The 25,770-nt window shown below is 63.9% G+C and carries 23 protein-coding genes; 15 read left to right on the forward strand and 8 right to left on the reverse strand.

Annotated elements, in window-relative coordinates; genetic code table 11:
• Window positions 1–3: 3 nt before the first annotated feature.
• Both ACO550_RS19155 and wrbA read right to left on the reverse strand, forming a co-directional pair.
• The gene (locus ACO550_RS19155) at window positions 4–402 is read right to left on the reverse strand and encodes a DUF2069 domain-containing protein (protein WP_315594055.1); all 399 of its coding nucleotides are present in this window, start codon (window positions 400–402) and stop codon (window positions 4–6) included.
• Window positions 399–995: an NAD(P)H:quinone oxidoreductase gene (gene wrbA, locus ACO550_RS19160; protein WP_315594056.1), complete on the reverse strand. Its 597-nt coding sequence runs from the start codon at window positions 993–995 to the stop codon at window positions 399–401. The genes ACO550_RS19155 and wrbA overlap by 4 nt, the downstream gene beginning before the upstream one ends.
• Window positions 996–1,165: 170 nt before the next feature.
• Here wrbA and ACO550_RS19165 point away from each other — a divergent pair, with 170 nt between their 5' ends.
• The 3 genes from ACO550_RS19165 (at window position 1,166) to ACO550_RS19175 (ending at window position 4,174) form a co-directional block, all read left to right on the forward strand.
• Window positions 1,166–2,503 (forward strand): YihY family inner membrane protein, encoded by a 1,338-nt coding sequence (locus ACO550_RS19165; RefSeq protein ID WP_315594057.1) that lies wholly within the window; start codon window positions 1,166–1,168, stop codon window positions 2,501–2,503.
• A 92-nt stretch (window positions 2,504–2,595) separates the two neighbouring features.
• A complete protein-coding gene (locus tag ACO550_RS19170; RefSeq protein ID WP_315594058.1) occupies window positions 2,596–3,243 on the forward strand; it encodes a DUF1120 domain-containing protein in 648 nt (215 codons plus the stop codon).
• A 226-nt stretch (window positions 3,244–3,469) separates the two neighbouring features.
• Window positions 3,470–4,174, forward strand: a complete 705-nt coding sequence (locus tag ACO550_RS19175) for a DUF1120 domain-containing protein (RefSeq protein ID WP_315594059.1) — start codon at window positions 3,470–3,472, stop codon at window positions 4,172–4,174.
• Window positions 4,175–4,197: 23 nt separating this feature from the next.
• On the opposite strand, the gene ACO550_RS19180 is transcribed toward ACO550_RS19175, so the two are convergent.
• Genes ACO550_RS19180 through ACO550_RS19190 form a run of 3 tightly spaced genes read right to left on the reverse strand, consistent with a single transcriptional unit; the run spans window position 4,198 to window position 6,657 of the window.
• On the reverse strand, window positions 4,198–4,515 hold the full coding sequence (locus ACO550_RS19180; RefSeq protein WP_315594060.1) for an Mpo1-like protein: 318 nt from the start codon (window positions 4,513–4,515) through the stop codon (window positions 4,198–4,200).
• Window positions 4,516–4,528: 13 nt separating this feature from the next.
• A complete protein-coding gene (locus ACO550_RS19185) occupies window positions 4,529–5,356 on the reverse strand; it encodes an alpha/beta hydrolase (protein WP_315594061.1) in 828 nt (275 codons plus the stop codon).
• Window positions 5,356–6,657 carry an O-acetylhomoserine aminocarboxypropyltransferase gene (locus tag ACO550_RS19190; protein ID WP_315594062.1) on the reverse strand — a complete coding sequence of 434 codons (1,302 nt, stop codon included), beginning with the start codon at window positions 6,655–6,657 and terminating at the stop codon, window positions 5,356–5,358. The genes ACO550_RS19185 and ACO550_RS19190 overlap by 1 nt, the downstream gene beginning before the upstream one ends.
• A gap of 228 nt (window positions 6,658–6,885) precedes the next feature.
• Here ACO550_RS19190 and ACO550_RS19195 point away from each other — a divergent pair, with 228 nt between their 5' ends.
• The 5 genes from ACO550_RS19195 to ACO550_RS19215 all read left to right on the forward strand — a co-directional run bounded on the left by ACO550_RS19195 (window position 6,886) and on the right by ACO550_RS19215 (window position 12,551).
• Window positions 6,886–7,350, forward strand: a complete 465-nt coding sequence (locus ACO550_RS19195) for a CBS domain-containing protein (RefSeq protein ID WP_315594063.1) — start codon at window positions 6,886–6,888, stop codon at window positions 7,348–7,350.
• Window positions 7,351–7,506: 156 nt separating this feature from the next.
• A complete protein-coding gene (locus tag ACO550_RS19200) occupies window positions 7,507–9,411 on the forward strand; it encodes an MFS transporter (protein ID WP_315594064.1) in 1,905 nt (634 codons plus the stop codon).
• A gap of 2 nt (window positions 9,412–9,413) precedes the next feature.
• Window positions 9,414–10,193 carry a glutathione S-transferase family protein gene (locus ACO550_RS19205; protein WP_315594065.1) on the forward strand — a complete coding sequence of 260 codons (780 nt, stop codon included), beginning with the start codon at window positions 9,414–9,416 and terminating at the stop codon, window positions 10,191–10,193.
• Window positions 10,194–10,239: 46 nt separating this feature from the next.
• Entirely contained in the window at window positions 10,240–11,355 is a 1,116-nt protein-coding gene (gene aroC / locus ACO550_RS19210) for a chorismate synthase (protein WP_315594066.1), read from the forward strand.
• A gap of 89 nt (window positions 11,356–11,444) precedes the next feature.
• Entirely contained in the window at window positions 11,445–12,551 is a 1,107-nt protein-coding gene (locus ACO550_RS19215; RefSeq protein ID WP_315594067.1) for an MFS transporter, read from the forward strand.
• Window positions 12,552–12,585: 34 nt separating this feature from the next.
• Here ACO550_RS19215 and ACO550_RS19220 read toward each other — a convergent pair whose 3' ends face one another.
• Entirely contained in the window at window positions 12,586–13,701 is a 1,116-nt protein-coding gene (locus ACO550_RS19220) for an FAD-dependent oxidoreductase (RefSeq protein WP_315594068.1), read from the reverse strand.
• Window positions 13,702–13,728: 27 nt separating this feature from the next.
• Entirely contained in the window at window positions 13,729–14,430 is a 702-nt protein-coding gene (locus ACO550_RS19225) for a FadR/GntR family transcriptional regulator (protein WP_315594069.1), read from the reverse strand.
• A 305-nt stretch (window positions 14,431–14,735) separates the two neighbouring features.
• Here ACO550_RS19225 and ACO550_RS19230 point away from each other — a divergent pair, with 305 nt between their 5' ends.
• The 4 genes from ACO550_RS19230 to torA all read left to right on the forward strand — a co-directional run bounded on the left by ACO550_RS19230 (window position 14,736) and on the right by torA (window position 20,752).
• Window positions 14,736–15,641: a flagellar brake domain-containing protein gene (locus ACO550_RS19230; protein ID WP_315594070.1), complete on the forward strand. Its 906-nt coding sequence runs from the start codon at window positions 14,736–14,738 to the stop codon at window positions 15,639–15,641.
• A gap of 344 nt (window positions 15,642–15,985) precedes the next feature.
• Window positions 15,986–17,590, forward strand: a complete 1,605-nt coding sequence (locus tag ACO550_RS19235; RefSeq protein WP_315594071.1) for a c-type cytochrome — start codon at window positions 15,986–15,988, stop codon at window positions 17,588–17,590.
• A complete protein-coding gene (locus ACO550_RS19240; RefSeq protein WP_315594072.1) occupies window positions 17,587–18,279 on the forward strand; it encodes a TorD/DmsD family molecular chaperone in 693 nt (230 codons plus the stop codon). The genes ACO550_RS19235 and ACO550_RS19240 overlap by 4 nt, the downstream gene beginning before the upstream one ends.
• Window positions 18,269–20,752, forward strand: coding sequence for a trimethylamine-N-oxide reductase TorA (gene torA, locus ACO550_RS19245; protein ID WP_485994937.1), 2,484 nt, complete (start codon window positions 18,269–18,271; stop codon window positions 20,750–20,752). The genes ACO550_RS19240 and torA overlap by 11 nt, the downstream gene beginning before the upstream one ends.
• Before the next feature lie 69 nt (window positions 20,753–20,821).
• Here torA and ACO550_RS19250 read toward each other — a convergent pair whose 3' ends face one another.
• Window positions 20,822–22,501: an electron transfer flavoprotein-ubiquinone oxidoreductase gene (locus ACO550_RS19250; protein ID WP_315594074.1), complete on the reverse strand. Its 1,680-nt coding sequence runs from the start codon at window positions 22,499–22,501 to the stop codon at window positions 20,822–20,824.
• A gap of 420 nt (window positions 22,502–22,921) precedes the next feature.
• On the opposite strand from ACO550_RS19250, the gene ACO550_RS19255 reads away from it, so the two are divergent.
• From ACO550_RS19255 to ACO550_RS19265, 3 genes are all read left to right on the forward strand, one after another.
• On the forward strand, window positions 22,922–23,707 hold the full coding sequence (locus ACO550_RS19255) for an SDR family oxidoreductase (protein WP_315594075.1): 786 nt from the start codon (window positions 22,922–22,924) through the stop codon (window positions 23,705–23,707).
• Window positions 23,708–23,827: 120 nt separating this feature from the next.
• Entirely contained in the window at window positions 23,828–24,436 is a 609-nt protein-coding gene (locus tag ACO550_RS19260) for a TRAP transporter small permease subunit (protein ID WP_315594076.1), read from the forward strand.
• Entirely contained in the window at window positions 24,433–25,737 is a 1,305-nt protein-coding gene (locus ACO550_RS19265; RefSeq protein ID WP_315594077.1) for a TRAP transporter large permease subunit, read from the forward strand. Before ACO550_RS19260 ends, ACO550_RS19265 begins: the two co-directional genes overlap by 4 nt.
• The last annotated feature ends 33 nt before the right edge of the window (window positions 25,738–25,770 follow it).

Below are 25,770 nucleotides of genomic sequence, written 5' to 3' on the forward strand. Positions count from 1 at the left end.
CAGTCACGATGGTTGGGATGATTTTGCGGCGGCCTTGGCACGGCGCTTGTAAGGCCGCAGGTAGAGGATCGTGCTGAAGAAGAACAGCAGCGACAGCGCGACCTCGCCCAGGGCCAGCCACGAAGAGGGTGCGCGATCGCTGGTGGCGCGCACGATACCTTCGGTGAAATAAAGCAGGATCAGCATCGACGACCACTGCATGGTGTAGCGGTTGCGCATCCAGACGCCACGCAGCACCGGCAGCAGCAGGACGAACTTCAGGATCAGCCACGAACCGCCAGGTCGCAACGGTGCGAGCAGCCATTCCCAGGCAATGCACAGCAGCACCAGCAGTACCAGGCTGGCCAGGCTCAGGCGCCAGAGCGCGGGATTGTGCAGGGTGCGATCGTCGGGAACGTTCATCGTGGGGTGAGTTTGAGCGCTGTCTCGGCCAGCCTGCGGCCCATGGCGATGGCCAGCGAAGCCTCGTGGTCGGTGACCGGGCCGTGGTTGTCCACGTGGGCATGATGGCTCGGGCCATACGGGGTGCCGCCAGCCGTGGTGGTCATCAGTCCGGCTTCTGAGTAGGGCAGGCCAACGATCAGCATGCCATGGTGCAGCAGTGGCAGCATCATCGAGAGCAGCGTGGTTTCCTGGCCACCATGCAGGCTGCCCGTCGACGTGAACACGCATGCGGGCTTGCCGGCCAGCGCGCCGGACAACCACTGGGCGACAGTGCCATCGAGGAAGTACTTCATCGGCGCTGCCATGTTGCCGAAGCGCGTGGGGCTGCCCAGCGCCAGTCCCGCACATTCCTCGAGGTCACGCAGTTCCGCATAGGGTGCGCCTTCGGGTGGGATATCGGACGCGGTGGCTTCGCAGACTGTAGATACCGGCGGCACGGTGCGCAGGCGCGCCTGTGCGCCGGGAACGCGGTCAATGCCGGTGGCAATCAGTTCGGCCAGCTTGCGGGTGGCGCCGTGGCGGCTGTAATACAGGACGAGGATGTCGGTCATGGGTGTGCGGGCGCAGCCGGCAGGATTTGCAGGGATTGCGGAGGCGCCGCAAAACGATCCGCGTATTATAGATGGGCCGTTGCCGGAAGTGCCGGGTAGTAGCTTTCCGGACTATGCCATGGCAACTTGTTCAAATTGAAAACCGTGAGAACCAGGGAGAAAGCCCCCGCATGACCACCGCCCGCATCGCCCGCCTGCGCAGGGAATGGAACCTGCAGAAGGTGCGCGCACTGGCCCGCTACGCGTTGCGCCGCGCCGGCGAGGACCGCCTGCCGCAGGTGTCCGCGAGCCTGACCTTCACGACTGTACTGGCCGTGGTGCCTGTGCTGACGGTGGCGTTCGCGCTGCTGGCGGCATTCCCGGTGTTTCGTGATTTTCGCGGCCAGATCGAGATGTTCCTGTTCCAGAACCTGATTCCGGGCGGCAATATCAGCGACTCCGTGTCGCGCTACATCGGCCAGTTCTCCAAGAGCGCGCGGGGATTGACCGCACTGGGCCTGGGTGGCCTGATGGTGACCTCGGTACTGACGATGCTGACCGTCGAGGATGCGCTCAATGCGATCTGGCGCGTCAAGCGGCGCCGGCCGCTCGCGCAACGCGTGCTCGTGTTCTGGGCCGTGCTGACACTCGGGCCGGTGCTGATTGGTGGCAGCCTGTCGGTCAGCTCCTACCTGATCTCGGTGTCGATGGGCTACGTCGGCAATCTGCCATTCGGCATGGGCCTGCTGTTCAGCATCGTGCCAGTCGCGCTGACCGCGCTGGCGTTTGCATTCCTGTACATGGCCGTGCCGTATGCCTATGTCGACTGGCGGGATGCCATCGTTGCCGGCATCGTGGCCGCGGTTGCCTTCGAAGTGGCCAAGCGCGTCTTCGGCTACTTCATTACGCATATTCCTACCTATACGGCGGTCTATGGCACGTTTGCGGTGCTGCCGCTATTCCTGCTCTGGATGTACGTGAGCTGGCTCGTGACCTTGCTGGGCGCCACCATCGCCGCGAACCTGCCGGTGGTCCGTGAAGGGCACTGGCGCCGCCGCACGTTCGCGGGCAGCGAATTCTTTGATGCGCTCGGCATCCTGTACCTGCTGTACCGCGCGCGTGACGAAGTGCCTCGCAGCGTGGGCGAACTCGACATGGGCCGCAAGCTCAGGATGGAGGCCGATTACCTGGCAGGCTTGCTGGCCAAACTGAAGGCCATGCATCTGGTGGGCAAGCTCCAGCAGGACCGTGGCCAGGCGCATTGGGCATTGCTATGCGACCCGTCGCAGGTGACGCTGCGCATGCTCCATGATCGCCTGGTCCTGAATCTGGCGCGCCTGCCACGCACCGCGCTGGCGCAGCAGATGCAAGGCGTGGAAGTGCTGCGTGGGATCCTGGACAATCCGCAACTTGCCCAGCCACTCGAGGCAGTGTTTCGGCAGCAGACCGCCGGGGCCGCGGCCAACGAAGATGGCGACGCGCGCAAGGTCGTTGAGGTGGTGCCGCCGGGCTGGCACGGACAAATATGATTGTTTAGTTGATCAGCTATTTGCTGGGGGTGCCATTTTCCTAAGCTGATGTCAGTTGTTTCCATTCAAATGACGGAAAACAGGATGACATCATGAATATCTTCTGGAAGGGCACTCTTTGCACGGTGCTGGTCGCGGCTTCAGCCAGTGGCATCGCCGCTGAATCCACGGACGTGAGCGTCAAGGGGATGATCCGTCCCTCGGCCTGCCACGTGGCGCTCAGCAACGGCGGTACGGTCGATTTTGGGACGATCTCCGCCACGACGCTGGGTCAGTCCGCGGCAACTGTGCTGCCAGATCAATCGCTGTCGCTGAACATCAACTGCGATGGTCCGACCAGGTTCGGCGTCATCATTCCCGATGCCCGACCCGGCACCGTTGCCGACGGGATGGAGGATGCACTGAAAAGCCAGAATCTTCATGGTCTCGGCAGCGTGGATGGCAGGAATATTGGCGCATTCACGTTGATGTTTTCGCCACCTTCGGTCGACGGCGAAACCGGATCCACGCTGGAGTCCTGGAACGGTACGACATGGCGGACATACGAGTCGGGCGTAACGCCCGGGTTGCGCTACATGACAGCCTGGGCAAAGTCCGACGACACGACGCCGTCGTCGATCACCGACCTGTCTACCAGCATTCGCGTCCGGACCGGGGTGGTGGCCAAGGACGACTTGCCGCAACTGACTGCAGGCGTCCCGCTCGACGGCTTGGTCACCATTCAGCTCCGGTATCTCTGAGCGAGTATCTGAGCGAGTGTTCGCACGATTCCTGATGCGGAACACTACCGAGTCTCATGGCGGGCAGCTACTGTCGTGGCAGATTTTAGGCTGTCTGCCATTTCTTGCCCCGAATCGGCTTCCTAGGATTCGATCAAACCGTACGGTCGTAATTGCAGTTGCTGGTGCACTGCAATTGCCGTTCGTGCGGCTTACTGATTGATTGATCGATCCTGGGGTAGCCGACATGAAGTATTCATATTCGCGTTCGTTCCTGTACTTGTTCTGGGTGGTGGCAACCGGCGCGGCATCAATGGACGCAACGGCCGCAACGGCCGCAGCGGTCGCGGCAAAGGTCCACGTCAGCGTGAAAGGCAAGGTTCCACCCCCTGCGTGCGCGGTGGCGCTGACCGACAACGGGCTGGTGGACTTCGGTACGATGTCTTCCCGATTGCTCACCACCATCCATGAGTCCGAGCCCTTCTATATCGCGCCGATGCGCGTGCATATGACACTGACCTGCACGGCTCCGACGGCAATCGGCTTCCGAATCATCGACAATCGCCCGGGCACGGTCCCCCGTGCCGCCAATGTCATGCGAGGGCATGGCGTGGTGGCCTATGGGTTAGGCAAGTTCGCGGGCAAACAGATCGGCGGATTCGTCCTGACCATCGGTCGTCCGCAGATCAATGGCGGGGACTACGCGCATATCCTGCTTCGCACCGGCATGGATGAGCGCTGGAACAATCTCGGAAAATACGCGCATATCAACTGCACGCCCAACCTGTACATGGCATGGACGACCAATATGGGCACCGCGCCGGGTGCCTACTCGACCATCAGGTTACCTATCGTGGTGATGCCGGTGATTGGCCCAAGGCGAGACCTGCCTCCCCTGACGTCCAGCATTCCGCTGGACGGTTCGGTCACGTTTGCATTCCAGTATCTTTAAGCCCGCATTGCGAGCCGCAATGACTAGAACCTGATGCGGCCGCGCAGGATGTCGGCATACATCACCCAATCTCCCATCAGGCTATAGAACGGATGCCGGAAGGTTGCGGGCCGGTTCTTCTCGAAGCCGAAATGGCCGATCCAGGCAAATGCGTAGCCGGACACCAGTGCCCCCAGCAGCCACCATGCATTGGCGGTGAGTACCAGCGCCGCCAGGCACAGCAAGGCCAGCGTCGAACCGGCGAAATGCAGGCGCCGGCAAGTACGGTTGCGATGTTCGTTCAGATAGAACGGATAGAACTCGGCAAAGCTGGCGAATTCCTTCGCTGGGGCGTGGGCCATGGGGCCTCCCGGTTTATTGTTGGGCTTGCAGCGTCGACCGCGCAAACGCCGCGAGGGCATCGAGCACCTCGTCGGGTTTTTCTCCCATCATTGCGTGACCGCTCGGCACCGTGACGATCCTTGCCTTGGGCATCTTGCCTGCCAGTGCCTGTGCGGCCTTGGGTGACGTCATCATGTCCTTGCTGCCGACCACGAACAGCGCCGGACAGGCTACCGCCGCCGCCGCCTCGTCGCCGTGTGCGTAGCCGTTGCAGGCCGAAAAATCGTTGTGGAACACATGGGCGCCAGGGTTGCGCGCGGCAACCCGTTCCATCAACCGCTGGCTACCGCCATGCATCCATGCGCCAGGTCCCGGTGAAGACGGTTTGTTGGCCAGGCTGGAAATGGACCACTGGTTGACCATCGCGATCGCATCGTTCTCCCGGTTCAGCGCCGCCTCGAGCAGCGCATCGGAAACCTTCATCGGATACGCGGTGGCCAGCAGGCCGATACCGCGCACGGCGGCCGGATGACGTGCCGCACATTCAAGCGCGATCAGCGATCCCATGCTGTGGCCAAACACCAGTGCGGGCGTCGTGACACCCGCTGCGCCAACCAGCGCCATGACCCAGTCGGCCATGGCTTCCACCGATGTCAGCGGCGCGCCTTTGCTACGGTTGTGGCCGGGCAGGTCCACGGCCAGTACCGAGAATCCATGATTGGCGAACCAGCGCGTCTGCAATGCCCAGACGCTGTGGTCGTTCTGCGCGCCATGAACGAACACCGCACAGGGCAGGGTGGGGTCGAATGCCTTGCCGCCGGTGTAGGCATAGGCCTGGTTGCCGGAAACGTTCAGTTCCATTACGCCTTGCCTCCCATGGCCTTTTCAGCAGCCTTCAGGCCGCGCTTGAGGTCGTCGATCAGGTCGTCGGGGTCTTCCAGGCCGATCGACAGGCGAATCGTGCCTTCGCCGATGCCGGCGGCCTTGAGCGCCGCCGCATCCATGCGGAAGTGCGTGGTCGAGGCCGGATGGATCACCAGTGAACGCGCATCGCCAACGTTGGCAAGATGCGAGAACAGCGACAGGCTTTCAATGAAGCGCTGGCCGGCCTTGCGGTCGGCCTTGAGGTTGAAACTGAAAACGGCCCCACAGCCACGCGGCATCAGGCGCTTGGCAAGTTCGTAGTCCGGATGCGATTCGAGTTCGGGATAGGCCACCGATTCCACCATCGGATGCGCGGCCAGCAACTGGACCACACGGCGCGTGTTGTCGACATGGCGGCTCATGCGCAGGGGCAGCGTCTCGATGCCCTGCAGCAACTGCCACGCAGCCATCGGGTTCATGCAGGCGCCGAAGTCGCGCAGCCCTTCGCGGCGGGCGCGCAGCAGGAACGGCGCCACCGTGCTTTCCTCGGTGAACACCATATTGTGGAAGCCCTCGTAAGGCTCGGACAGTTCCGGGAAGCGTCCCGAAGCGTCGAAATCGAAGGTGCCGCCTTCCACCAGCACGCCGCCGATCGTGGTGCCGTGGCCGCCCAGGAATTTGGTGGCCGAGTGGTAGACCAGGCCGGCACCGAGGTCGAACGGGCGCAGCAGGTACGGCGTGGTGAACGTGGAATCGACCAGCAGCGGAATGCCGTGCTCCTGGCCGATCTGGGCCACGGTTTCGATATCGAGCACGTCGAGCCCCGGATTGCCGAGCGTTTCGCCAAACAGCAGCCGGGTCTCGGGGCGGATGGCGGCACGCCAGGCGTCGATATCGCGCGGATTGACGAAGGTGGTCTCGATGCCGAAACGGCGCAGCGTGTAGTGCAGCAGGTTGTGCGACCCGCCATACAGCGCGGTGGACGCCACGATATGGGATCCGGCCCCCATCAGGGTGGCCACGGCCAGGTGCAGCGCGGCCTGGCCTGATGCGGTGCCGATGGCGCCCGCACCGTTCTCGAGCGCGGCCACCCGTTCCTCGAACACGGCTACGGTCGGATTGCTGATGCGGGAATAGACGTGACCGGCGCGCTCCATGTTGAACAGCGACGCGGCGTGCTCGCTGTCGCGGAACACGAACGACGTGGTCAGGTGGATTGGCGTGGCGCGGGCCCCCGTGGCGGGGTCGGGTGCCGCGCCCGCGTGCAGCGCAAGCGTGTCGAATCGGGTACCGGACATTGGAATTCTCTCGATCGATGGGTTGTCTCTGCCCGGCATCGTAGCACCGTGCGCCGCCTGCGCCATCGGGGGATTCACCGCCGCCGCGGGCGCTGGAGGCCGCCCTCGCTTTACTTGAAACCGCGAATTGGGCTAGGATCGGCCAGCGGGCCTCGTGCCACGTCAATATCAAGCCTGGCAAACAGGCAATTAAACAGGCAACTGCAACAAGGCAGCGGAGACACCACCATGAAAGTCAGCGATATCCTGCAGATCAAGGGCAACACGCTCTTTACCGTTACGCCGGATACGCCGTTGCAACAGGCCATCCAGACCATGGCCGAGCACGATATCGGCTCGCTGGTGGTCATGGAGTATGGCGATCTCGTTGGCATGCTGACCTTCCGCGAAATCATCGAGATCATCGCGGCCAACCAGGGCACGCTCGGTACCCACAGCATTCGCAAGGTCATGGACGACGCACCGCTGACGTGCACGCCCGAGACCGACGTCAACGAAGTGCGCCGCATGATGCTGGAGCGCCACACGCGCTACCTGCCGGTGCTCGACAGCCGCACGCTGATGGGCGTGATCTCGTTCTACGACGTGGCCAAGGCCGTGGTGGAAGAGCAGAGCTTCGAGAACAAGATGCTCAAGGCCTATATCCGCGACTGGCCGGAAGAGAGCGAACAGAAAGAAGAGCGGGCCAGCTGACCGGCTGAGAGGTTCGGCTGAACGGCCCGGCTGGGCGGCCCGGCCGCCGCGTGGTTTTTCGGCGGCCGTGCTGTAGCCGATCCTGCCCGCTGCTGGCATGATGGCGGCGAACTGATGCTCCGGCGGGTCACCGGAGCCAACGAACGTTTGCCTTTCATGAGCCAACAAAGCCAGTTTCGCCTGCTAGGCGTGCGTCGTTTCGCCCCGTTCTTCTGGACGCAGTTCCTCGGGGCCATGAACGACAACGTCTTCAAGGTTGCCTTTACCTCGCTGGTGACATACCACGCCGCGCTGTTCGAGGGCGTCGATCCCCACAGTGCCGCATTCCTGATCTCGGCCATCTTTATCGCGCCATTCGTGCTGTTCTCGGCCACGAGCGGGCAGATTGCCGACAAGATCGAGAAATCCCGCCTGATCCGGCTGGTCAAGACACTGGAGATCGGCATCATGCTGGTCGGCATGGCAGGGTTCTACCTGCACAGCGCCACGCTGCTCTACCTGGGTACCTTCCTGATGGGGCTGCATTCCACGCTGTTCGGGCCGGTCAAGTTTGCCTATCTGCCACAACACCTGGACCAGGCCGAACTGGTCGGCGGCAACGGGCTCGTGGAAATGGGCACGTTCGTGGCCATCCTGATCGGCACGTTGCTGGGGGGCGAAATGGCTGGCCTGACACGTGGCGACGGCACCGTGGTGGGGCCGTTCTATGTCGGCATTGCCTGCCTGGCGATTGCCGTGGCCGGACGCGCGGTATCGCAGGGGGTACCGTTGTCGCCGGCGCCGCAGCCGGACCTGCGCATCAACTGGAACCCGTTCACCGAGACCTGGCGCAACCTGGTGCTGGCACGCCAGAGCCGGGTCGTGTTCCTGAGCCTGCTTGGCATTTCGTGGTTGTGGTTTCTCGGGGCGACGTTCCTGACATCGTTCTTCAGCTTTGCCAAGGACGTGCTCGGCGGCGACCAGAACGTGGTGACCTTGCTGCTGGCGGTATTCTCGATCGGCATCGGCACGGGTTCGCTGCTGTGTGAGCGGTTGTCCGGCCGCCATGTGGAGATCGGCCTGGTGCCATTCGGCTCGATTGGCATGACGGTGTTCGCGGTCGACCTCTACCTGGGCACGCATGGCCATGCGACTGGCGCCACGCTGACCGGCGTGGGCGGTTTCCTGTCCCAATCCGGCCATTGGCGCGTGCTGTTCGACCTGTTCTGCGTGGCGATGTTCGGCGGCTTCTACAGCGTGCCGCTCTACGCGCTGATCCAGAGCCGTTCGGCGCCCACGCACCGCGCGCGCATCATCGCCGCCAACAACATCCTGAACAGCTTCTTCATGATCGCGGCCTCGCTGCTGGGCGTGTTCATGACCCAGGCCGGCTATTCGATCCCGCAACTGTTCCTGGTGGTGGGGCTGCTCAATGCCGTGGTGGCCGTCTATATCTACACGCTGGTGCCCGAGTTCCTGTTGCGTTTTATCGCCTGGCTGCTCGTGCATACGATCTACCGGCTGCGCCGTGTGAATGCCGAGCGGATTCCTGAGCACGGCGCCGCGCTGCTGGTCTGCAATCACGTGAGCTTTGCCGATGCGGTAGTGCTGATGGCGGCCAGTCCGCGGCCGGTGCGCTTCCTGATGGACCACAATATCTTCAAGGTGCCGGGGCTGTCGTGGTTTTTCCGGCAGGCCAAGGCAATTCCGATTGCCCCGGCGCGCGAGGATCCGAAGATGCTCGAGCGTGCCTACGATGCCGTGGCCGCTGCGCTGGCGGACGGCGAACTGGTCTGCATCTTTCCCGAGGGCAAGATCACGGCGACCGGCGAGATCAATCCGTTCCGGTCCGGCGTGCAACAGATCATCCAGCGCACGCCGGTGCCAGTGGTGCCGATGGCGTTGCGTGGCCTGTGGGGCAGTTTCTTCTCACGCAAGGGCGCACCCGCCATGACCAGGCCATTCCGGCGCGGGCTGCTGAGCAAGCTTGAACTCGTGGTGGGTGAACCGGTGCCCCCGGAAGCCGCCACGCCCGAAGGCCTGCAGCAGATGGTGCTGGCGCTGCGCGGCGACTGGAAATAACCATGATCACGCTCTATACATTTGGTCCCGCGTTTGGCCTGCCCGACGCCAGCCCGTTCGTCATCAAGGCCGAAATGCTGCTCAAGCTGGCCGGCCTGCCGTACCAGACCCGGCGTGGCAACCTGCGTCGCGCGCCCAAGGGCAAGCTGCCGTATCTTGACGACATGGGGCGGCTGGTGGCCGATTCGACGCTGATCCGCTGGCATATCGAGAAGACCTACCATATCGATTTCGATGAAGGCCTGAGCCCGGCCGAACGCGGTACGGGCTGGGCCGTCGAAAAACTGCTCGAAGACAACCTGTATTGGGCCGTGGCGCGCGTGCGCTGGCTCGAAGGCGAGAATTTCGAGCGGGGACCGGCCCAGTTCTTCAGCTTCGTGCCGGCACCGCTGCGCGGGGTGGTCAAGGCGCTGGTCAGGCGCAAGGTGCGCCAGATGCTGTGGGCACAGGGGCTGGGGCGGCATACCGAGCAAGACATGACCGCCATGGCGGTGCAGGGCGTCAAGTCGATTGCCGACATCCTTGGTGACCGGCCCTACCTGATGGGCGATCGTCCATGCGGCGCCGACGCCACGCTGTTTGCGTTCGCGGCCAGCTTGCAGGCGCCGATGTTCGAGACGCCGATCCGGGCGGCAGCGGAGTCGCACGCCAACCTGCAGGCCTATCTGGCGCGCATGCGCGCGCAGTTTTATCCCGATTTCGCCGGGGAGGGGGTCTTCGCCCCGGGTTTTGATGGGGCTCGCGTGGCGCCGGGCCACCGGGAAGCGGCCGCCAGTCACTAATGGCCGTACAATGTAGGCCGTCCCCAATTCCTGTGCGGTCTCCATCATGTCTGGCAATACCCTCGGCCTGCTTTTCACAGTCACCACCTTCGGCGAATCGCACGGCCCCGCCATTGGCGCGGTAGTGGACGGCTGTCCGCCGGGAATGTCGCTGACCGAAGCCGACATCCAGATCGACCTGGACCGCCGCAAGCCGGGCACGTCGCGCCACGTGACGCAGCGCCAGGAAGCCGATCAGGTGGAAATCCTCTCGGGCGTATTCGAGGGCAAGACCACCGGCACGCCGATCTGCCTGCTGATCCGCAATACCGACCAGCGCAGCAAGGACTACGGCAATATCGTCGAGACCTTCCGTCCCGGTCACGCCGACTATACCTACTGGCACAAGTACGGCATCCGCGACTACCGTGGCGGCGGCCGCTCGTCGGCCCGCCTGACCGCGCCGGTAGTCGCCGCGGCCGCGATTGCCAAAAAGTGGCTGCGTGAGCAGTACGGCACCGAGATCCGTGGCTACATGTCGCAGCTTGGTGAAGTGGAAGTGCCGTTCATCGACTGGAAGCACGTGCCGGAGAATCCGTTCTTCGCCCCGAATGCCGACATCGTGCCGGAACTCGAAACCTATATGGATGCATTGCGCCACGACGGCGATTCCGTGGGAGCACGGATCGAGGTCGTGGCCAGCGGTGTGCCCGTGGGCCTGGGCGAGCCGTTGTTCGACAAGCTCGACGCCGATATCGCGCACGCGATGATGGGCATCAACGCGGTCAAGGGCGTGGAAATTGGCGCCGGCTTCGACAGCGTGGCGCAGCGTGGCACGGTGCATGGCGATGAACTGACCGCGCAGGGCTTCCGTACCAACAACTCCGGTGGCGTGCTGGGCGGGATCTCGACCGGGCAGGACGTAACCGTGTCGCTGGCCATCAAGCCGACCTCAAGCATCCGCACGGCGCGTGAATCGATCGACAAGACCGGCAATGCGGCCAGTGTGGAAACGTTCGGGCGCCATGATCCGTGCGTGGGCATCCGCGCCACGCCGATTGCCGAGGCCATGCTGGCCCTGGTGCTGATGGACCACGCGCTGCGGCACCGCGCCCAGTGCGGCGATGTACGCGTCGATACCCCGCGCATCCCGGCGCATATCCCGGTCCAGGACACGCCCTGAGCACGGCGACCTTCAAGCCCGGGTCGATCGACCCGGCAACCTATCTCCGTTTCGGACTTTTCTATCTCGGCTACTACGGCTACGTCGGCGTGATTTCGCCGTATGTCAGCCTGTTTTTTGCCGATCGCGGTTTCTCGCCCGTGCAGATCGGCGTGCTGATGGCCTGCTTCCAGCTCAGCCGCATCGTGGGTCCGTACCTGTGGGGATGGCTGTCGGACGTCATGCATACGCGGGTGAAGCTGCTGCGGCTGGCGGCTATCACGGCCTTGCTGGCGTTCCTGCTGGTACCCGGCGTACATAGCTACGGCGGCATGATGGCCATGATGATCGGGCTCAACCTGATTACCAGTGCCATGTCGCCGCTCGGCGATGCACTGACCATATCCACCTTGCGGCGTCACGGTGCGTTCGACCACCGTTACGGGCGCGTACGGATGTTCGGCTCGGCGGGCTTCATTGCCGCGGTATTGCTTGGCGGGGCGCTGTTCGAACGCTACGGCATGTCCGCGTTTCCGTGGCTGGCCAGTGCGATGCTGGGCCTGTTCCTGCTGGTGGTATTCGGCATGCGCGATTCGCCCGACGAAGGGCCGCGCATCGCGCCGCCGCCGGCGCTGCCATTGTTGCGCCGTCCCGATGTGGCGTGGTTCCTGGCGTCGGCATTCCTGATGATGTTCGCGCATGCCGCGCTCTACGTGTTCTATTCGCTTTATCTCGAACAACTGGGCTACAGCAAGCTGGCCATCGGCGTGATGTGGACCATCGGCGTGGTGGCCGAGATCGTATTTTTCTTCTATCAGGGCAAGCTGTTCGGCGCACTGACGCTGCGCACGATCCTGGCCGGCACCTTTGTGCTGGCGGCGCTGCGGTTCGGGCTGACCGGCTACTTCGCGCAGTACGCTTGGCAGATGGCGGCAGTACAGGTCCTGCATGCCGCCACCTTTGCCGCCCACCACAGCGCCAGCCTCAAGCGCCTGCAGCGCTGGTTCGCCGGACCGTTGCAAGGCCGGGGGCAGGCGCTGTACACCGGCATCTCCTACGGAGTCGGCGGCACGCTTGGTGGACTCGCGATGGGTTGGACGTGGAAGACGCTGGCCCCGATGCACACGTTTGGACTCGCCGCGCTGGCCGCCTTGCTTGGTGCGGCATGCGCGGCGATGAGCTTCCGCGGCGAGCGCGGGATGGCCGGCGCGGACTGAACCCGTTGTCGATATTGCAAGAGCGGGCGTGGCGCTAGGCCGCGTCGCCCGCGAGTTCCTGCGCGACCCGTTCCGCAATCGCCAGCGACGATGTCAGCCCCGGCGATTCGATCCCGAACAGGTTGACCAGTCCCGACACGCCGTGCGTGCGCGGTCCGTCGATACGGAAATCGGCGGCGGTTTCCTTCGGTCCGCTGATTTTCGGGCGAATCCCTGCATAGCCGGGTTGTAGCGCGCCATCGGCCAGCCCCGGCCAGTAGCGGCGCACCTCGTCGTAGAAGCTGTCCGCATCGTGCGGCGGTACGCTGTACTCGATCTCGTCGATCCAGCGCACATTGGGGCCGAAGCGGGCCTGCCCACCAAGGTCCAGCGTCAGGTGCACGCCAAGGCCGGCGGCTTCCGGTACCGGATAGATCAGCCGCGAGAATGGCGCACGGCCGGCCAGCGTGAAATAGCAACCCTTGGCGTAGTACTGCGCCGGAATGTGTTCGGGCGGAATGCCGTCGATACGGCGGGCGAGTTCGGGGGCGGTCAGGCCGGCCGAATTGACGACGGTGCGCGCCAGCAACGTGGTTGCGCCATCCTGCGCGCCAACTTCGAGACGAATGCCTTGCGGCGTGACGGCACCCGACAGCACCGGCGACTGGACGGCCAGCATCGCGCCTGCCTGCTCGGCATCGCCGAGCAGCGCGGTCATCAGTCCATGGCTGTCGATGATGCCAGTCGATGGCGACAGCAGCGCCGCGTGGCATTCGAGTTGCGGTTCCAGTGTGCGCGCTTCTTCGCGGGTCAGCATCTGCAGGTCATGCACGCCGTTGGCTTCGGCCTTGGCGCGGATGCCCGCCAGCGTGGCAACCTGCGCTTCGCTGGTGGCGACGATGAGCTTGCCACAGCGCTGGTGCGTGACGTGATGGCTGGCGCAATAGTCGTAGAGCATGGCCTTGCCACGCACGCACAGTTCCGCTTTCAGCGATCCGGCGGGGTAGTAGATACCGGCGTGGATCACTTCGCTGTTGCGGGCGCTGGTGATCGTGCCGAAGGCGTTCTCGGCTTCGAGGATGATGACCTCGCGGCCCTGCTGCGCCAGCGCGCGTGCCACGGCCAGTCCAACCACGCCGGCGCCGATCACGACGCAATCCACTTGTTCCATCTGTCTACTCCTGGTGTGTCCTGGTGTTCAGTCGAGTCCCATGCGCGCTGCGGCCGCGCTCAGGTGCGCAGTGGCCGCGGCGCGCGCGGCAACGGGATCGCCCGCGGCAATCGCGTCGACCAGCGCCACGTGCTCCGCGTCGGCCGCGCGCGGTGTGCCCTGACGAGCGTGCAACCGCGCGCTGTTTTCCCAGGCGCGCTGGCGCGCGCTCAGCAGTTGCTGGCTCACGAAGTCGGTCAGGCCGGTAAAGCAGGGGTTGTGCGCGGCACCGGCAATCGCGTGATGAAACGCGATGTCGGCTGCGGCGGCGCTCGGGAAATCGTCGGCATGACTGTGCATGGCGTCGAGCGCCTCGCGGATGCGAACCAGGTCTGCGTCGGTCCGGCGCAGCGCCGCCATTTCGGCGCAGGCGGTTTCCACCACGCGCCGCAATTCGAACAACTGGGCCAGGGTGGGTCCGCCCTCCGGTGCGCTGGCCACGCGCCAGACCTGGCCGCCTGGCGTCTCCGAAACATACGCGCCAGACCCCTTGCGCGTTACCAGCACACCGTCGGCCTTGAGCAGCGCTATGGCCTCGCGCACGATCGGTCGGCTGACATCGAAGCTGCCGGCCAGCGTGGCTTCTGCAGGCAGCCGGGCGCCGGCGGCGAAGCGTCCCGCCGCGATCTCGTCGCGCAGGTGCTGGGCGATACGGCTGGGAAGCGAGGCGGGGCGGGGCAGGCGTTCCATCGAATACGGTACTTTTACTCGTTTAGTCTGTCAGGCTGTCTGACAGCTTTACTCTGGAAGTCGAATTCTCAAGCCAAGCTTGATGCCAGTCAAGGGCCTGCAAGCCGAGTGGCGGTGGAATGGCGAAGACACCACAAAGGGTTTATCCCAGATGTCTTGCCCCGGATGTGGGGTCAAGGTTCTGTCACATTGGTCGATAGCAGACGCATCACCGGTTGATGTCGTCGTCGACAGCGGCCGCCCATCCCGATTTCCTGCGTCGGCTCGATAGCTGCCGGCGTACTTCATGGAGAGTCCCTCACGCCATGATTCCGCTAACTCCCCAGGACCTGCCCGTTGGGCAGCCGCTGCCATGGTCGCTGCTCGATGGCCAGGGCAATCTGATGCTCGGCAGCGGCAGCATCATTCCCGATGAGCGCGATCTGGCACTGGTGTTCCGGCACGGCACGGTCTGCCGTCCCGATGACATGCCCGAGGCCGGCAACGAGCCCGACGCCCAGGGCGCATCGCGCCTGAGTGCCGGGCCGCTTGGCCTGCAGGTTGGCACCTTGCTCCATGTGAAGTTGCCCGGTGACAGCTCACGCGCGGCGGCGAGCCGCCTGATCGGCTTTATCGAACAAGGGCTGTTTGTTACGTGGCCCACGCTGGGCGGCCGCGAACTGGCCATCAATGCCGGCGAGACGCTGCTGTTGCGCGGTTTCTCGGGCCACGCCATCCACAGCTTCACCTCGACGATTACGGCGGTATGCCGGAGCCCGTTCCGCTACCTGGTGCTGTCGGCGCCGGCGCAGACCGAGCAGATGCCGGTACGCCGCGCCACGCGTGTGCCCACGCGCCTGGCTGCCTACCTGCTCGACCATGTGGAAGAGGGCGACCCGGCCGCCGCCGAGGTCTGCGCGGATGAACGCATGAGCGAGGGGTTGGCACGTCTTGGCCTGTTGTCGGACCTCAGTACCGGCGGCGCGCTGGTGCAGACCTCGTCCCCGGCGCCTGCCGTGGGCCAGAAGGTTCGTCTGCGCTTTCACCTGCGTACCGCCTCACTAGATGCCGAAGTCCTGGTGGACGGTTCGGTACGCAGTTCGTCCGCCCAGGACGACGATCAGTTTCCCGCCTTCAGCGTGGCCTTCGACGCCTTGGGCGAGCGCGAGCTGACGCTGCTCCAGTGCTTTGTCTACGAGCAACTGCTGGCTACATCCTGCATGCCTGTGTGAGCCCGGCCCGGCCCACCCCGGTTTGCTGATGGCTACGCCATCCGTGTCATAGTCTTGTCCCTGCGCGCGCAGATGCTCCCCGGTTCATCCGGGCATCGCGCGCCCCTGACGTCCGCAAGCTCCCGGCAGCCTTCACGTTCCGCACGCGGCCCCTTGCATTAGCCGCATCTGCTGCGTCGTTTTTCTCCTCTGCACTCTCTCCCCCTGCAACTCAGATTGCTTCGGATACTTGGTCCCTGTACCAGATTGTCGCCTTTGATTGCCGCTTGCCGTGTGTCAATCCACGCGCATCCGGGCAGGCGTACGGTGATGGGCGGCTGAGGTTTTTCCGACAGAGGTTCCCCATGAAAAAGAAGCTGTCCCTACGTATCGCCGCGGCAATCGTGGCGATCGGCATCGTTGCCTTTCTTGCGCTCACAGCGCCTTCCACCTGGAGGCTGCTACACGCACCGCGCGATTTGCCGGATGCGTCGACGCCGGACCTGAAGAACGGACGCACATTGTTCCTGGCCGGTGACTGTGCCACATGCCATGCATCGACAGGCAAGGGCGATCACACGTTGCTTGGTGGCGGCCGCTCGCTGGACACCGCGTTCGGCACCTTCCACATGCCGAACATTTCCTCGCATCCGCGCGATGGTATCGGCGGTTGGACACTGGAGCAGTTCATCCTGGCCATGCGCGAGGGTGTGCTGCCCGACAAGGGCAATGCCTATCCCGCCTTTCCCTATACCTCGTACCAGCGCATGACTGCCAATGATCTGCGCGACCTCTTTGCGTACATGCAATCGCTGCCGCAGGTAGAGGGCAAGGTGCCCGACCACGAACTGAAATTCCCGTTCTCGATGCGTCGTGGTGTCGGCCTGTGGCGCCTGGCATTTCTCGATGGCAAGCCACTGGCGGATGTCCCATCGGACCGTGGCGAGCTCTGGCATCGTGGCCGCTATCTGGTGGAAGGGGCAGGCCATTGCGTGGAGTGTCATTCGCCGCGCAACGTGGCCGGCGCAGTACCGTTTGCGAAGCGCTTCTCCGGTGGTCCCAATCCAGAAGGAACGGGATATATCCCGAACATCACGCCGGACGAGACCGGGATTGGCTACTGGTCGGCCAACGATATCGCGCGCTATCTCGAGGAAGGTGTCAGTCCGATTGGCATGAAGGCCGGCGGTGACATGAAGGAAGTCATCGAGAACACCTCGCGATTGACGCCGCAAGACCGGCTTGCGATGGCCGAGTACCTCAAATCCGTGCCCGCGGTGGAGGCGCCGAATGCCGGGGCGCCGAAGCCGAACCGTACCGAGCAGGTGGTCATGCTGCCCGCCGCACATGCCGCGGCGGGACCGTCGAAGCTTGGGGCGCTGGCGGCGTCTCCCGATGTACTTGCCAGCGGCGATGCGTTCTACGTCGTGTCACCCACGCCATTCACGCTGGAGCAGGCTGCCGGCGGCACGGCCGAGGATGGCAAGCTGCTTGGTGCGACAAGGCTGGCGGTGTTGTCACGCGAGGGTGGGCGGATGCAGGTGCGCGTGGATGGCTGGCAGCTCGAAGGTTCCGAAAGCGCGCTCTATGCGTTGCAGGGCCAGCGCATCCTGCAGGCCGTGCTGTCACCCGAGGCGATTGCAAAGGTAAAGCGCGTGACATCCGTGCAGGACGAGCATACGGGACAGCAGTGGCATCAGGTCAGCCTGGCGGTCTGGATCGCCCAGAAGGACTTGTCGGCCGACCTCACGCAGTTGTGGCGCCATGCCGACGAAACCTATCGAGCGTCTTGCGCCACGTGTCATGCGCTGCCGCACAGCCAGGACTTTCTCGCAAATCAGTGGATTGGCACGCTCGGGGCAATGAAACGCTATACGTCGCTGGACGACGCGGAGTACCGGTTGCTGTTGTCGTGGCTGCAATATCACTCGAAGGACGTAGGCGCGTCGTCAAAGGGCACCCATCCATGAGCGCACTCGCACAACGCGCCGTGGTAGTCGATGTCGTCGAGGCATCGGTGCTGGAGTGGGCGGCGGGCTTGCTGGCGGCGCCGCCGGCGCAAGCCGATATTGCACGGCTGCAATCACCGGAGGGCAAGGCGTTGCTCGACGCCATCGCCAGCGAATGGACCTGCCAGGCTGCCATGCGCCAGATTTTCGCGGCGCTGGACCCGGCCAGGCCCGCATCGACCATCGCGCTGGACTTGTCAGTCGCCTACACACGCCTGTTTGAAGCCATTGCGGGCAACCCCGCGATATCGCTGTACGAAAGCACCTATACCGTCGCGGGGCGTCCGGGCCCGGGCACACCCAGGCTGTATGGCAGCCCAGCCAACGAAATGCGTGAGTTGCTGCAACGCTTTGGCCTGAGCATCGGTGCGGTTCGTGAGCCACCGGATCACTTATCGATCGAACTCGCGCTGTATGCAGTGCTGCGGCGCAGGGGCGACGCCGCAGGCGTTGCATTGATGCGTGAACGACTCGAGCGCTGGGTGCCAGCGTTCATCGACGGATGCGTTGCGATGGATCCGGACGGCTTCTACGGCGGCCTGGCCCAGTTGCTGAACAACCTGCTGGAGGCGGTAGTGCCGGACGCACGGCTTCAAGCTCAAGCAGCCTCTATCCCCAATACTCAAGACGGGAGTCACTATGCCGAATGAAACCAGGATGACGGGAACGAACCTGTCCCGCCGCCGCTTTATCCAGGGGGCGCTGGCCACGGGCGCGTTGGGGTCCGCTGGCGCCACGTTGCTGGCGTCGGGCGCGCGCGCTGCTGCAAAGGAGGGCGGCCGTGAGGTACTGACGGGATCGCATTGGGGGGCGTTCTACATGCGCGTGGAAAATGGCCGCGCCGTGGGCATCAGGCCATGGGAGCGGGACCCCCATCCATCGCACCAGCTTCCTGGCGTTCTCGATTCCATCTATTCGCCCACGCGCATCCGCTATCCGATGGTCCGGCGCGCGTGGCTCGAACGCGGACCCGGCAGTGACCCTGAGGCGCGCGGCAAGGGCGAGTTCGTACGGGTTAGCTGGGACAAGGCGCTCGATCTCGTGGCGGCGGAACTGGACCGCGTGCGCAAGAAGCATGGCCCCACGTCAATCTTCGGTGGTTCCTATGGGTGGAAAAGTCCAGGCAAGCTGCATAACTGCCAGACGCTGCTGGCTCGTGCGTTGACTGTCAACGGTGGCTTTGTCAGCCGCAGCGGAGACTATTCGACGGGCGCCGCGCAGGTGATCCTGCCTTATGTAGTCGGTTCGATCGATGTCTACGAGCAACCCACCACATGGCCAGTGCTGGCTGAGCATACGGAACTGATGGTCTTCTGGGCCGCCAATCCGGTTGTCACGAACCAGATTGGCTGGCAGGTGCCTGACCACGGTGCCTATCCGGGCATGGAGGCGCTAAAGAAGAAGGGCGTCAAGGTGATCTGCATCGATCCCGTCAGGACCGAGACCTGCCGCTACTTCAATGCCGAATGGCTGGCGCCGCGGCCACATACCGACGTGGCAATGATGCTTGGCATTGCGCACACGCTGTACACCGAAAACCTGCACGATGCAAAGTTCCTGACGCGCTATACGACCGGCTTCGACCGCTTTGTTCCGTATCTCACCGGCAAGTCCGACGGCGTGCCCAAGGATGCCCGATGGGCGGCGGACATCTGTGAGATTCCCGCCGACACCATCCGTGAACTGGCGCGCCGCTTTGCGTCGAAACGGACCATGCTCGCGGCGGGATGGTCGATCCAGCGTCAGCATCATGGAGAACAGTCACACTGGATGCTCGTCACGCTGGCTGCCATGCTTGGGCAGATCGGCCTGCCGGGCGGCGGCTATGGCTTTACCTATCACTATGCCAATGGCGGCAGTCCGACGGCCACGGGGCCGGTGCTGCCCGGTATCGTCGGCGGTGCCAAGCCGCCTCCGGGTTCGGAATGGCTCGAGGCGGGAGGCACCGAGACCATTCCGGTCTCGCGTATCGTCGAGATGCTCGAGAATCCCGGCAAGCCCTACGATTTCAATGGCAAGCGGGCGAAGTACCCCGATATCCGCCTGGCCTACTGGGTGGGTGGCAATCCATTCATGCATCATCAGGATCGCAACCGGATGCTCAAGGCCTGGCACAAGCTCGAGACGTTTATCGTGCAGGATTTCCAGTGGACGGCCAGCGCGCGCCATGCCGATATCGTGCTGCCTTGCACGACCAGCTATGAACGCAATGACATCGAAGGCATTGGCGATTACTCGATGAGCCATTTCCTTGCCATGCGCAAGGTAGTGGACCCGCTGTTCGAGGCGCGCAACGACTACGACATCTTCGCGGCGATCTGCGAACGGATGGGCACCGGCAAGGCCTTTACCGAAGGACGTGACGAGATGGCATGGATCCGCACGTTCTACGAGGCGGCTCGTGTCCAGGCACGCGGCAAGCGTATGGAAATGCCGGTGTTCGATGTGTTCTGGAACAGCAACAAGCCATTGGCATTCCCGATCGGTGACGAGGCGAAGCGTTATGTCCGGCACAAGGAATTCCGCGACGATCCACTGCTCAATGCGCTTGGCACGGCCTCGGGGCGTATCGAAATCTTTTCCTCGAATATTGCGCGCATGAATTACGACGATTGCCCGCCGCACCCGACGTGGATGGAGCCGATCGAGCGGCTGGGCCGCTCCGCGGCCAGGTACCCATTGCATGTATCCAGTGGTCACCCGAACAGCCGTCTCCATTCGCAGCTATGCGGGACGGTGCTGCGCAAGGCCTATACCGTCAAGGGGCGCGAACCGTGCCTGATCCATCCGGAAGATGCCAGGGCGCGGGGTATTGTCGATGGCGATATCGTTCGCGTGTTCAACGATCGCGGACAGATGCTGGCTGGCGCCAGGCTGACCGACGATATCCGGCGCGGGGTCATCCGGGTGTCGGAGGGCGGGTGGTATGACCCTGCCGAGCCGGGCAAGCCTGGAACGCTGTGTCGTTATGGCGACGTGAACAACCTGACTACCGGCATCGGCACCTCGAAGCTGGCACAAGGCAATTGCGGACACACCGTGATGGCCGACGTGGAGAAGTATCGCGGCGACAAGGTGCCTGTCGTCGGCGTGTTCAATGCGCCACACGGTGCAGACGCCTGAGCGGTCACAGCAAGAAAAACGCCGGCCAGTGGCCGGCGTGCTCGCGTTGATTTACGTCCCTTGCGTGGCTTACATGCCCACGTAGTTCGGACCGCCACCGCCTTCGGGCGTGACCCACACGATATTCTGCGTCGGGTCCTTGATGTCGCAGGTCTTGCAGTGCACGCAGTTCTGCGCGTTGATCTGCAGGCGTTCCTTCCCGTCATCGTTCTGCACGAACTCGTACACGCCAGCCGGGCAGTAGCGCGACTCGGGGCCGGCGTACTTCTCCCAGTTGATGTTGACCGGCACGCTGGCATCCTTGAGTGTCAGGTGGGCGGGCTGGTTCTCTTCGTGGTTCGTGTTGCTGATGAACACCGACGACAGGCGGTCGAACGTGAGCTTGCCGTCCGGCTTCGGATACTCGATCTTCTGGCACTCGGCGGCCGGCTTCAGGTACACGTGGTCCGGCTTGGTGCGGTGGATGGTCCAGGGCGGATTACGGATGCCGAGCTTGGGCAGCAGCCATTGCTCGATACCGGTCATCAGCGTGGCCGTGGTACGGCCCTTCTTGAACCATTGCTTGAAGTTCTTGGCCTGCAGCAGCTCCTTGTGCAGCCAGCTCTGTTCGAATGCAGCCGGGTAGGCGGTCAGTTCGTCGTGCTGGCGGCCGGCCTGCAGCGCGTCGTATGCGGCCTCGGCGGCCATCATGCCGGTCTTGATCGCGGCGTGGCTGCCCTTGATGCGCGAGGCATTCAGGTAGCCGGCATCGCAGCCGACCAGTGCACCGCCCGGGAACACCGTCTTGGGCAGCGACAGCAGGCCGCCGGCCGTGATCGCGCGCGCGCCATAGCCGATGCGCTTGCCACCTTCGAAATACTGGCGGATTTCCGGATGCGTCTTGAAGCGCTGGAATTCCTCGAACGGCGACAGCCATGGGTTGGTGTAGTCAAGGCCCACCACGAAGCCGACCGCAACCTTGTTGTCCTCCATGTGATAGAGGAACGAACCACCGTAGGTGGCCGGGTCCAGCGGCCAGCCGGCCGTGTGAACCACCAGGCCGGGCTGGTGCTTGGCCGGGTCGATTTCCCACAGTTCCTTCAGGCCGATGCCGTAGCTCTGCGGATCGCGGCCGGCGTCGAGCTTGAAGTTGGCGATGATCTGCTTGCCCAGGTGGCCACGCGCACCTTCGGCGAAGATCGTGTACTTGGCATGGAGCTCCATGCCGAGCTGGAAATTCTCGGTCGGCTCGCCTTCCTTGTTGATGCCAAGGTTGCCGGTGGCCACGCCCTTGACCGAGCCGTCGTCGTTGTAGAGTACCTCGGCGGCCGGGAAGCCCGGGAAGATCTCCACGCCCAGCGCCTCGGCCTGCTGGCCCAGCCAGCGCACGAAGTTCGACAGGCTGACGATGTAATTGCCTTCGTTGTGGAAGCACTCGGGCAGCAGCGGGGCGCCCTTGGAGCCGTTCTGGTCGAGGAACAGGAACTTGTCTTCGGTGACCGGCTGGTTCAGCGGTGCGCCCAGTTCCTTCCAGTTCGGGATCAGCTCGTTGAGCGCGATCGGGTCCATAATGGCGCCCGACAGGATATGTGCGCCGGGCTCGGAGCCTTTTTCAAGCACGCAGACGTTGACGTCGCCGCCTTTTTCCGCCGCCAGTTGTTTCAGGCGGATGGCCGTGGCCAGGCCGCCCGGGCCGCCGCCAACGATGACGACGTCGTACTCCATGGCTTCGCGCGGGCCGAACTGCTCGACGAGCTGTTGCTGATCCATTGTCTCTAACCCTCTGTTTCTTCTGGGCGGCAATACTGCCGCAAGGTTTGCAGCCCGTGTTGCGGACCTGCAGTTTGTGGGATGCGGTGATCGATGCTCTGCGGAACCGGGAGCGGGCGGGGAGCGAGGCTGGCCCGTATCGGGCGGCATGCGGGAGCCGGTCGGGCTCGGTGCGGCATGCGCGGCGGACAGGTTTGCCGGCGGGTTACCGGGCCTGAACTAGGCGTTTTTCCTCTTTCCCTTTGGGGACCAAGTTCTTAGAATCTTCGGCATTGTCCGGGACTCGACACCCTCAGGCAAGATATTTTTTTGAACGACCGTTCTTTTTTTTGCTAAGCTGCGGCCACATCGCTGTACAGCCCGCTGTACAGGGCGCTCGCGCCGTACGGTGTGTCCGGATGCCCCTATACCGAGGTAATCATGGGTTTGTCGATCAATCTGGAAGGCAAGGTTGCGCTGGTGACCGGTGCCTCAAGCGGGCTGGGAACGCGTTTCGCCAATGTGCTGGCGTCTGCCGGCGCCAAGGTGATACTGGCTTCGCGCCGCGTGGAACGGCTCAAGGAATTGCGTGCCTCGATCGAGGCCGATGGGGGCAGCGCCCATGTGGTGCGCCTGGACGTGACCGACCCGGACAGCATCCGCGCCGCCGTGGCGCATGCCGAAACCGAGGCGGGCGCCATCGATATCCTCGTGAACAACTCGGGCGTCTCCACCACGCAGAAGCTGACCGACGTGACGGCCGACGACTTCGATTTCGTCTTCGATACCAATACGCGCGGCGCGTTTTTCGTGGCCCAGGAAGTGGCCAAGCGCATGATCGCGCGGGCCAAGGGCGCCGAAAAGCAGGGCAATCCGCTGCCGCAGGCGCGCATTGTCAATATTGCGTCAGTGGCCGGTCTCAAGGTACTGTCGCAGATTGGTGTCTACTGCATGAGCAAGGCCGCCGTGGTGCATATGACCAAGGCCATGGCCCTGGAGTGGGCGCGTCACGGTATCAACGTGAACGCGATCTGCCCCGGCTATATCGACACCGAAATCAACCACCACCACTGGGATTCCGATGCGGGGCAGAAGCTGATCCAGATGCTGCCGCGCAAGCGCCTGGGCCGACCCGAAGACCTCGACGGCCTCTTGCTGCTGCTGGCATCCGATGCATCGCGCTTTATCAACGGCGCGGTGGTCACTGCCGACGATGGCATGGTCTGACCGCTGACCCTTCCGGGGCAGGGGACGGCCAATAACAAGAAGCAACAACAAGAAGCAATGAAAAAAGTCGCGCGGCGGCCGCAATGGCCCCGGGCGGACCGGACCGGAGGCCGGGGGTAGATGGATCAAGACAAGGAGGCACGGCGCGACGCCGTGCCGCAGCACGTCGTCGACTCGGTAATCATTCCCGAAGCCGCCGACGAGGCGCGCGACAGCGAATTCCGCATTTCACCGCGTATCGAAGACTGGATTGGCGTGATCGTAATGGTGCTGCTGGTGGCCATCACGTTCGCCAACGTGGTAGTCCGTTACTTCACCGACGAATCGTTCGCCTGGACCGAGGAATTCTCGGTATTCCTGATGATCGTGCTGGCACTGGTGGCCGGCAGCGCGGCGGTGGCGCGCGATCGCAACATCCGCATCGAGTTCTTCTTCGAGCGTGGCAGCGCCGCGCGGCAGAAGCGGCTGGCCATCCTGTCGGCCGTCGGCGTGGCGGTGATGTTCGTGGCGCTGGCCGTGCTTGGCGCGCGTATCACGTGGGATGAGTACACGTTTGGCGAGACTTCGCCCGGCATTGGCGTGCCAAGCTGGTGGTACTCGGTCTGGCTGCCGGTGCTGTCGCTGGCCATCGCGCTGCGGGCACTGGCTCTGGCACTGCGCAATCTTCGCGCGCTCAAGTCCCTGACATCCCTGAAGTCCCGGGAGCAGGGTGGGGAGCGTGCGCAATGACGCTGGTTGCCATCATTCTCTTCGTGGTCTTTATCGGCCTGATGCTGCTGGGTGTGCCGATTGGCGTGTCGCTGGGCCTGGGCGGGCTGGTGGCCATTGGCCTGTCGAACCTCGATACGCAGATGTTCGGCCTGCTGGCCGTGCCGCAGAACTTCTACGCCGGACTGGCCAAGTATCCACTGCTGGCGATCCCGATGTTCGTGCTGGTGGGGTCGATCTTCGACCGCTCCGGCGTGGCGCAGCGGCTCGTCACGTTTGCGATTGCCATCGTCGGACGCGGCCCGGGCATGCTGCCGCTGGTGGCCATCCTGGTGGCAATGTTCCTCGGCGGCATCTCGGGCTCCGGCCCGGCCAACGCCGCGGCCGTGGGTGGCGTGATGATCGCGGCAATGTCGCGCGCCGGCTATCCGGGCTCGTACAGCGCCGCGGTAGTGGGCGCGGCCGCCGCGACCGACATCCTGATTCCGCCGTCGGTGGCCTTCATCATCTATAGCGTGCTGGTGCCCGGCGCATCGGTGCCGGCGCTGTTCGCGGCGGGCATGATCCCCGGCATCCTGGCCGGCGTGGCGCTGATCGTGCCGGCCGTATGGCTGGCGCGCAAGCACAACATGGGGCATATCGAGGCCGGACTGCCGCGTCCGCCGTTCTGGAAGAGCCTGCGCGAAGCCGCCTGGGGCCTGGTGGCGCCGTTCCTGATCCTGGGCGGCATGCGCGCCGGCTGGTTCACGCCGACCGAGGCCGCCGTGGTGGCCGTGGTCTATGGCCTGTTCGTCGGCATGGTGATCTACCGCAGCATTGGCCTGCGCGACCTGTTCACGATCTTCCAGGAGGCGGCGGAAACCTCGGCCGTGATCCTGCTGGTGGTGGCGCTGGCCGGCATCTTTGCCTATGCACTGTCCACGCTGGGCGTGATCGATCCGCTGGCTCATGCCATTGCGAATTCGGGTCTCGGCGAATACGGCGTGCTGGCGTTGATCGTGCTGCTGCTGATGACAGTGGGCATGTTCCTGGACGGCATCTCGATCTTCCTGATCTTCGTGCCGTTGCTGCTGCCGATTGCCAATGCATTCCACTGGAATCCGGTGTGGTTCGGCGTGGTGCTGACGCTGAAGGTGGCGCTGGGCCAGTTCACGCCACCGCTGGCCGTGAACCTGATGGTCTCGTGCCGCATCGCCCGCGTGCGCATGGAAGAGACCGTGCCATGGGTGATCTGGATGCTGCTGGCGATGTTTATCGCGATGCTGATGGTGCTGGCCTATCCGCCGCTGGCCACGTGGCTGCCCGAACGCCTGGGCTACTGATTTGCAATGAACGACAAGATGAAACGAGGAGAT

This window comes from Cupriavidus sp., assembly GCF_057315035.1.

What these genes read in the sequence shown, in the direction of transcription:
- ACO550_RS19155 (WP_315594055.1), bottom strand. Translation starts at nt 402, where the DNA reads ATGAACGTTCCCGACGATCGCACCCTGCACAATCCCGCGCTCTGGCGC.
- wrbA (WP_315594056.1), bottom strand. Translation starts at nt 995, where the DNA reads ATGACCGACATCCTCGTCCTGTATTACAGCCGCCACGGCGCCACCCGC.
- ACO550_RS19165 (WP_315594057.1), top strand. Translation starts at nt 1,166, where the DNA reads ATGACCACCGCCCGCATCGCCCGCCTGCGCAGGGAATGGAACCTGCAG.
- ACO550_RS19170 (WP_315594058.1), top strand. Translation starts at nt 2,596, where the DNA reads ATGAATATCTTCTGGAAGGGCACTCTTTGCACGGTGCTGGTCGCGGCT.
- ACO550_RS19175 (WP_315594059.1), top strand. Translation starts at nt 3,470, where the DNA reads ATGAAGTATTCATATTCGCGTTCGTTCCTGTACTTGTTCTGGGTGGTG.
- ACO550_RS19180 (WP_315594060.1), bottom strand. Translation starts at nt 4,515, where the DNA reads ATGGCCCACGCCCCAGCGAAGGAATTCGCCAGCTTTGCCGAGTTCTAT.
- ACO550_RS19185 (WP_315594061.1), bottom strand. Translation starts at nt 5,356, where the DNA reads ATGGAACTGAACGTTTCCGGCAACCAGGCCTATGCCTACACCGGCGGC.
- ACO550_RS19190 (WP_315594062.1), bottom strand. Translation starts at nt 6,657, where the DNA reads ATGTCCGGTACCCGATTCGACACGCTTGCGCTGCACGCGGGCGCGGCA.
- ACO550_RS19195 (WP_315594063.1), top strand. Translation starts at nt 6,886, where the DNA reads ATGAAAGTCAGCGATATCCTGCAGATCAAGGGCAACACGCTCTTTACC.
- ACO550_RS19200 (WP_315594064.1), top strand. Translation starts at nt 7,507, where the DNA reads ATGAGCCAACAAAGCCAGTTTCGCCTGCTAGGCGTGCGTCGTTTCGCC.
- ACO550_RS19205 (WP_315594065.1), top strand. Translation starts at nt 9,414, where the DNA reads ATGATCACGCTCTATACATTTGGTCCCGCGTTTGGCCTGCCCGACGCC.
- aroC (WP_315594066.1), top strand. Translation starts at nt 10,240, where the DNA reads ATGTCTGGCAATACCCTCGGCCTGCTTTTCACAGTCACCACCTTCGGC.
- ACO550_RS19220 (WP_315594068.1), bottom strand. Translation starts at nt 13,701, where the DNA reads ATGGAACAAGTGGATTGCGTCGTGATCGGCGCCGGCGTGGTTGGACTG.
- ACO550_RS19225 (WP_315594069.1), bottom strand. Translation starts at nt 14,430, where the DNA reads ATGGAACGCCTGCCCCGCCCCGCCTCGCTTCCCAGCCGTATCGCCCAG.
- ACO550_RS19230 (WP_315594070.1), top strand. Translation starts at nt 14,736, where the DNA reads ATGATTCCGCTAACTCCCCAGGACCTGCCCGTTGGGCAGCCGCTGCCA.
- ACO550_RS19235 (WP_315594071.1), top strand. Translation starts at nt 15,986, where the DNA reads ATGAAAAAGAAGCTGTCCCTACGTATCGCCGCGGCAATCGTGGCGATC.
- ACO550_RS19240 (WP_315594072.1), top strand. Translation starts at nt 17,587, where the DNA reads ATGAGCGCACTCGCACAACGCGCCGTGGTAGTCGATGTCGTCGAGGCA.
- torA (WP_485994937.1), top strand. Translation starts at nt 18,269, where the DNA reads ATGCCGAATGAAACCAGGATGACGGGAACGAACCTGTCCCGCCGCCGC.
- ACO550_RS19250 (WP_315594074.1), bottom strand. Translation starts at nt 22,501, where the DNA reads ATGGATCAGCAACAGCTCGTCGAGCAGTTCGGCCCGCGCGAAGCCATG.
- ACO550_RS19255 (WP_315594075.1), top strand. Translation starts at nt 22,922, where the DNA reads ATGGGTTTGTCGATCAATCTGGAAGGCAAGGTTGCGCTGGTGACCGGT.
- ACO550_RS19260 (WP_315594076.1), top strand. Translation starts at nt 23,828, where the DNA reads ATGGATCAAGACAAGGAGGCACGGCGCGACGCCGTGCCGCAGCACGTC.
- ACO550_RS19265 (WP_315594077.1), top strand. Translation starts at nt 24,433, where the DNA reads ATGACGCTGGTTGCCATCATTCTCTTCGTGGTCTTTATCGGCCTGATG.